The following is a 7,198-nucleotide window of genomic DNA, read 5'->3' as shown; positions in this document are numbered from 1 at the left end:
CAAATCATACATGACATTATTACATACATATGTTCCAGCTGTATAGGAAACACTTGCCGGAATCCCATGATCATTGATATTTTTTACCATCGCCTTTACAGGTACCGTTGCAAAATATGCCGCATCTCCATCTTCTTGGGATTTCTCATCCATAGGTTGATTCCCTGCATTGTCAGGAATCGGAGCTTCACATAAATTGATAGCGATTCTTTCTACCTGTATATTAGATCTTCTACCTGCTTGTCCGATACAAAGCACAGCATCTGGATGATATTCTTCTATAGCCTTCTCAACTGTTTTTCCCGCTTCCCAAAATACAGTCGGAATTTCTAACTTGATAATTTCTGCACCTTTAATCTTATCTGGAATTAATTTTACTGATTCATAAGCCGGATTAACGGCTTCTCCACCAAATGGGTCAAATCCTGTAATTAAAACTTTCATTTTCTGCCTCCTTAATACACTTCTGGTTCTGGTGTAATAATTTTCCCTTCCATCATAATCTGTCGATTATCAGCATAAATATTCGGTTCCATACAAACCAAATCATAATGTCCACTAGCTTCATGCACCCCACCTAAAGCAAGATTTCTTCCAAATCCAATATGAAATGTTCCATATGCTGATTCGTCTTCAATATAACATTTCCCTCGACATTTTGATTGAGAATTTAATCCAATTCCCAGTTCACTTGCAACTAATATCCCTTCATCTTCATAACTTCTCAAATATTCCTGGAGCTGACATCCTGTAATCGTATCTTGTATCTTTTTAATTTTCCCTTGTGAAATTTCTATTTTCGTTGGATAATCGGCTTTTCCAATATATCCAAGTGAACCATCTACCACCATGATTCCTTCACTTTTTGTTTCTTCAATAGGAACATACACTTCAATACTGGCAGATGAATATCCTTTCCCATCTTTCAATACTCCATTAAAAAATCCGGCTTTTCTATTTCTTTTATAGACTTTTAAATCAGTTCCATTCTTAGAGGTAATGTGAATAACACTTGCTGAATTCAAGTATTTCATAATGACCATTGCAAGCATTTTACTTTTCTTCGTATCCATAGTCATAAAATCATAACTTAACATCGGCTTCCCATCATTCGTACAAAGCGGAAGCGATAAAAATTTTCCACCGTGTTTAATCGCTTTCTTTGCTGCACGAGTCGTAACTAAGGAATAGTTCGTAGCACCTATAATCACGTGATAGCCAGTAAAAATATCTTCATGTTGATCAAAAAATACTCCTACTTTCATTCCTGTTTTCTCTACAATCATTAAATCTACCGAAGCACTTCTCTTCAATGCAAATTTTTTCAGTGCCTGAGCCTCTTCTATCGTTTCTTCACTTGTAACAATCAAAAGTTTTTGCCATGGTTTTAATTTCACCCATTTTTTAATTACAATTTCGGCTCCACGATCTATTCCTTTCATTTTTTTACCTCAGTTCTTTTTATTTAAACATAATCATATATGCAATTTGGAACACAAGCATAAGTACTGCAACTACAACTTGATTTCGTATTACAGTAAATCTATTTTTCATATCCAATAATGCAACTGGTACAATATTAAAGTTAGCAGCCATAGGTGTAAGCAATGTACCACAATAACCACATGTAAGAGCAAGCATACCAATCAATACTGGATCAGCACCATATGCAAATACAAACGGAGCTCCTATACCTACTGTCATAACAGTAATCGCCGCAAAAGCATTCCCCATAATCATAGTAAACAACATCATTCCTACTGCATATACAATAATACCAACATTTACATTTCCTTTTGGAATCACATTTCCCACAATTTTTGCAATTACATCACCTACACCTGCCGCTGTAAAAATTGCTCCCAAACTTGCAAGAAGCATTGGCAACATACTTAATGGACCTACAGTAGAAAGCATACGTTCTGAGTCATTCAACAATACTTTTGGTGTGTTTGATTTTAAGAATACAATTAATAATACCGCTGAAACAAGTACACCTACTCCTACACCAACCAAAGCTCCAAGATCTGTAAATAACGCAAATCCTAACGCACAAATTCCAATTGCAAGTGCAGGAAGAAAAATTTTCATACCTACTTTATTATAATTTGCTTTTGATTCCTCTTCTGTTGGTTTGTCATGTTTCCCAATTTTAACTTTCTGTAAAATAGCCGGAATACACATAACAATAATTAAAACACCATTCATCTTGGCAGGGATCCATCTACCAAAGGCAAGCACAACTCCTAATACAATCCAAAATACACCTGTACCTGTTCTAGAAGGATTCTCTTTATCCAATGCATTTTTCACACCCGTATAAATTGCAATCAATCCAATTAAAATATAAACAATCTCTAATAACTTTGTTCCCAATAACTCTTCTGAACTCATAAAAAACGACATAAAAGAACCTCCTTCCTATTTCTCTTTTTTATAGTATTTTTTCATTAATTTCTTATCTCTCAACAAATAATAAACAACAGTAACTACAAGTGCAAAAATCGCTACTGGAATTTCTACTTTTGCTAAATCCACAAGATCTACCTTATATCCAAGTCCATCAAGTGTACTTTGCACAAGAAGCGCTCCACTTCCCCCAATAAATAGCACTTGGAAGAAGAACCATGTAATATTTTCCATACCAGAAGCCATTCCTTTTATCTGCTCTTCATGTTCTTCATTCGCTTTCCCTACTGTGTTCTCAATTGCTGCATCTGCCATTGGCATAATCACTGGTCTTACAAAACCTGCAACACCACCAAACCCAACATTAAATGCTGCAAAAATCGCTCTCATAATACCATATGCAACAACAACTGCACCTGCTGTAGCTCCTTTGATTTTTCCAATCAATGCCGCTGCAGCTTCTTTTAAACCACTTCTTTCCAATGTTCCCGTTACAAGCATAACAATAATAAAAATCGCCATACTTCTGTTTGCGACAAAACTTGATCCCAATGTTTCTAGGAGACCATCTACACCCAGTCCTCCTACTAACGCTGTTACAACTGCTGCTACTAAAATAGTCAAAATATTATCTAATTTTAGCGCAAATCCTGCTATAACAATTACAATCCCAATCAAAGTAATGTACTCCATACCTTTCTCCTCCTTTGTCTTCTTTTTTCTTTTTATTTATTTTCAAAGCTGTCAACAATCAACGGTCGTTGTCTGATGCAGCTAATTGAAACAAAATCATCTGTTTTTTCTTCTCTTGTTTCAAAAATACTCTTTCCTTCTATAAACATATCAATGGTTGCTAAATCGTGAATAACATGAGCTTTCGCACATAAATGCAAATAATCATCCTGTGCAGTCTCATCAGCCACCTCGCTTGTATATGCCACAGTTGTAATCCACGGGAAACGAATAGATGGATATCTATGTTCCGGTTGATATTCGAATGGAATCCAATAATTAATCATATCTTTATAATAATTTGCAGGGAATAATTTTGGCATCCAACCATGCGCAAATTTTTCAAATTGTTGCATCCACTCTTTATTCCATTTATAAATATCTTGTTGTGCCCCAATTGCATCTGCAATAACATCTTCCATTCTCTTATTTACCAAATAATTACTCTTATATTCCTCATTGGTTACATACCAAAAGTATCCATATAACAGCGATCTTGGAAGCCAAAATCCTTTAAAGGATGGCGATGTATATCCAGAAAATTGTTGTTCCCATTCATGACTTGGCACACCATGGTTATCTACGATAATATCCGGGAGAGCCCTATACCATAATCTAGTCAAGCCCATTGCTTCCGTATGAATTGTATCTTCTTTAAAATGTTCGTGATAAAATTCTTTTCCAATTGCATTAAATCTCGCAACATGGAATTTCCAATATGGATTATCTTTTTGTAATTCATAATGAATTGCTGTTCCATCCACATTTTCCATCGGTACAATGATTAAATTCAATTTTTCAGATAAATCTTCATACTTAGGATTCGTAAGAAGTTCTTTTAATAACATAAAAGCTGAATTTGTACTAGAAACTTCATTCGCATGATGTCTAGAATTAATAATCTCTGATGGCAATAAATTAATTCTTTTTGTCCTCGATAGATATCCTTTATATTTTGGCAACAGTTCAACCGCATAAATATCTCGCCCTGCATAGGATGTTGCCGTCTTATAAACTGAAATTCCCGGTACTCTTTTTAACTGTTCTATAATTTCTAAATATTGTTCATATCCAATCAATGTATGTTCCAACAAATCAATTTCACGAATATCCAAATCTTTCATTTGTTCTTCATTTTTTTGTACATACATATCAAAAACATGTCCATTCACATACAGTTTTACTATATCAACTCCTATATATCCTTTGCAAGAAGCTAGAACCTCTTTATTAAATAGATCGGCATATGATTTGGCTACTTTAGTATTCCCACCATCAATATGAATATGCGCAATCACTTGATCCGACTCATATGTTAAAGCATTCATATAAACACTTAAGTCTTCTCTTGTTGCAAAGGAAGTAATCTCCTTCTGTGTCGAAACTAATGCTGGTTTTTCTGCCATTATATCATATAATGTTACTTTAAAATATGGTTTTCCTTCACCTTTTCTTAAAATCGGAAGAATAAGTCCAGGAGCATCTAACAATTCACCTGAATGTCTGACCCCATAATTTTTAAAGAAATCTGTGCCCACAAAATACATATCTTCATGTAATGCATCTAAAGTAGAAATCAAATCTTCTCTACAAGGTAATTTATAATCTGGCTCACTTGCAATCACTTCCAAAGAAAGTCTTGAAAAAAACGGTTGTGTTGCTAAAGAAATATTATTCCCTAGTTTCTCCTCCATAAACTCTTGCACATCTTTTAAGACTTCTTTTTGATAAATATCCCAAATACATTCCACATCTGTTCGTATGCGTTCATTTAAAACTTCTTCCCCATTAATGAATACCTTCACATATCCAGTTGCTGGGTGTACTTTACCCATTTCTGGATAAGCATCCAAATAAGGTCTTTCTGTATTCGCCGCAAGATAATTTTCTTCCAAAATTATATTTCCATTTTCATCTTCTGCTTCCAACCAATATGTACAATCTTTTTCCCCTTCATATACAGAAAAAAGAACATTCTCTTTATTAAGTCCTAATTTTTCCTCAATAATATCCACAATTGGATACAACTCTTGTAAATAACGAATCGGTAAATCATACCACTTATTCGGATTACTAGAATCCACATTTGTGTAAGAAGGGGTTGCTCCATTTTCATCTAACCAATCTGTCTGCCCTTCTGGCAAAAATGGTCTAAATGCTATACGAAGTTTTTCTACTCTTTCCTTTTGCAGTTTTGGAATAATAATTTCATCAATCCAAGAAAATCCTTGCTTATAAGCACAAATAATTTCTGCATATGAAAGGTTTGCTCCATTTTTCTCTATTTGTTCTTTAATTTCTTTTTCTAATATAGTTCTAACATCTGCTTCTTCACTCAATGCAGCATAAACTTCTACTTGATCTCCCGACTGTATCAGAGGATATACTTTTGTTTCTAAAACATTCTTACAAACATCTACTTCCCAAGGAATATCATATTCTTTTTCATATACTTTTTTCATTCCTTTATAGTTTTCAAAAGTAACACTTGGAAATTCTTTTTCTACTTCTTTTTTCATCGGAAGAATCTCTGGTGATACATAAGCTGTTATAGACTCTCCTAGTTCTTCTTGAAACGCTTTCAAATAGCTCAATTGACCATCTAAGTTTTTCATCGCAAAACTATCTGTCAACTCCATCAATCGATCGGTCCATCTTTCCCCATTCGGAAGTAATGGGAATTTTTCACAAATCCAAGCTGAAAATCTCTCCAACTCTTCTCCTCTTCCAGATATGTATACTGCTGTTCTTTTCTCCTGCTTATCAAAACGAACTTCACACTTTTCACTTTCTTCAATTATAAATGCATTTCCTTCATAAGTTTCATCTGCAACAATAGGTCCTTCATAACCTGTTGTCTCCATTCCTAAACGAAAAGCCATATTGCAAGCAGCAATGATCATTGATTCATCTGCATTCTCCGGAAGAATAATCTTCATATCTAAACTATCTGGAAGCATATCCAAATTATGATCTTTTAAAAATTTTCCTTTTTCAAATATAGCCTCTAATCCTTTTTCTTTTCTCCAATCTAAATCTGGAATCTTTTTTGCACTTTTTGTCGCTGACACATATTCTTTCGGTGCATTTGTCTTCATAATTCCTAATTCATATTGTAAAAAACTTGCAGGTACTTCCTCACCTTCTGTTCTAGAAACAACCGGAAATTCAGCTGATACTGATTGAAACCCTTTTAAAAGAGCAAACTCAATCAACCGATTTCTCTCTTGTTTTCCCATTTTTTTAGGAAGATGAATTTTCTTTTGTTTCTCCACGTAAACGCTCCTTTCTCTCTTTCACTTTTCTTTTTTTGTACTTTATTCCGTACTTCATTCTACTAACTTTGTTATTATTTTAGCAATGTCTCTCTAACATGTCAAGACTTGTACTTCTTCCAATTTTTGTGATATAATTGAAAAGCATAAAACGATAAAGGATTGCATATTTTATGAGAAAAAAAGCAGAAAATACTACAATAAAAGAACGACTAATAAATGCAGCTTGGGAATTATTTTTAGAAAAGGGATATGATGCAACAACTGTCAACGAGATTATCGAACGTTCCCAAACTTCGCGTGGATCTTTTTATCATCATTTTAGAGGAAAAGAAGATCTTATATTCAGTCTTGCATATTTTTTTGATAACGATTATGACAAATGGTTAGAATCTCTATCTCCAGACTTAAGTGCAGTTGATAAATTAATTGCATTTGATGAATTTATTTTAGATAATCTAGAACATTCTCCATATATTTCTTTTTTCCAAACATTATATGGTCTTCAAGTTATGACACAAGGTACTAGATATATTTTAAATCCAAAACGTCGCTATTATCAGATTCTTAATCAACTTGTAAAAGAAGGTTTCGATTCAGAAGAAATTATTTCATCCGAATCTTATACGGAAATCAGTGAGAAAATCGCGTCCTTAGAACGTGGTCTTACTTATGATTGGTGTTTACAACAACAACGATATTCTTTACTTCATTACGGACATGGTATTGTCTGTACATACTTAGAATCTTTGAGAGCACACTAGTTGTACTCTCTTCTTTTA

General features: G+C 33.9%; 6 protein-coding genes. 1 reads left to right on the top strand and 5 read right to left on the bottom strand.

Translation table 11 applies throughout. The annotated features are described in order from the left end of the window. From ACY2U7_RS07520 to ACY2U7_RS07500, 5 genes are all read right to left on the bottom strand, one after another. Positions 1-444: pyroglutamyl-peptidase I (locus tag ACY2U7_RS07520; RefSeq protein ID WP_461816151.1), on the bottom strand; the 444-nt coding region annotated here is incomplete at its 3' end. An 11-nt stretch (positions 445-455) separates the two neighbouring features. Beyond that, positions 456-1,442: a 2,5-dihydroxypyridine 5,6-dioxygenase NicX family protein gene (locus ACY2U7_RS07515; RefSeq protein WP_461812235.1), complete on the bottom strand. Its 987-nt coding sequence runs from the start codon at positions 1,440-1,442 to the stop codon at positions 456-458. Positions 1,443-1,461: 19 nt separating this feature from the next. Continuing rightward, positions 1,462-2,406, bottom strand: a complete 945-nt coding sequence (locus ACY2U7_RS07510; protein WP_461812234.1) for a DUF979 domain-containing protein — start codon at positions 2,404-2,406, stop codon at positions 1,462-1,464. Between the two features lie 15 nt (positions 2,407-2,421). Then, positions 2,422-3,102: a DUF969 domain-containing protein gene (locus ACY2U7_RS07505; RefSeq protein ID WP_461812233.1), complete on the bottom strand. Its 681-nt coding sequence runs from the start codon at positions 3,100-3,102 to the stop codon at positions 2,422-2,424. A 32-nt stretch (positions 3,103-3,134) separates the two neighbouring features. Further along, the gene (locus ACY2U7_RS07500; protein WP_461816150.1) at positions 3,135-6,416 is read right to left on the bottom strand and encodes a M14 family metallopeptidase; all 3,282 of its coding nucleotides are present in this window, start codon (positions 6,414-6,416) and stop codon (positions 3,135-3,137) included. 173 nt (positions 6,417-6,589) lie between these two features. On the opposite strand from ACY2U7_RS07500, the gene ACY2U7_RS07495 reads away from it, so the two are divergent. Further along, a complete protein-coding gene (locus ACY2U7_RS07495) occupies positions 6,590-7,180 on the top strand; it encodes a TetR/AcrR family transcriptional regulator (protein WP_461816149.1) in 591 nt (196 codons plus the stop codon). The last annotated feature ends 18 nt before the right edge of the window (positions 7,181-7,198 follow it).

Source organism: Faecalimonas sp. (genome assembly GCA_029264305.1).
Lineage (GTDB): Bacteria > Bacillota > Clostridia > Lachnospirales > Lachnospiraceae > Faecalimonas.
Note: the sequence above shows the minus strand (reverse complement) of the source record. Positions and strands in the feature narration are given on the sequence as shown.

What these genes read in the sequence shown, in the direction of transcription:
- ACY2U7_RS07515 (WP_461812235.1), bottom strand. Translation starts at nt 1,442, where the DNA reads ATGAAAGGAATAGATCGTGGAGCCGAAATTGTAATTAAAAAATGGGTG.
- ACY2U7_RS07495 (WP_461816149.1), top strand. Translation starts at nt 6,590, where the DNA reads ATGAGAAAAAAAGCAGAAAATACTACAATAAAAGAACGACTAATAAAT.
- ACY2U7_RS07505 (WP_461812233.1), bottom strand. Translation starts at nt 3,102, where the DNA reads ATGGAGTACATTACTTTGATTGGGATTGTAATTGTTATAGCAGGATTT.
- ACY2U7_RS07510 (WP_461812234.1), bottom strand. Translation starts at nt 2,406, where the DNA reads ATGTCGTTTTTTATGAGTTCAGAAGAGTTATTGGGAACAAAGTTATTA.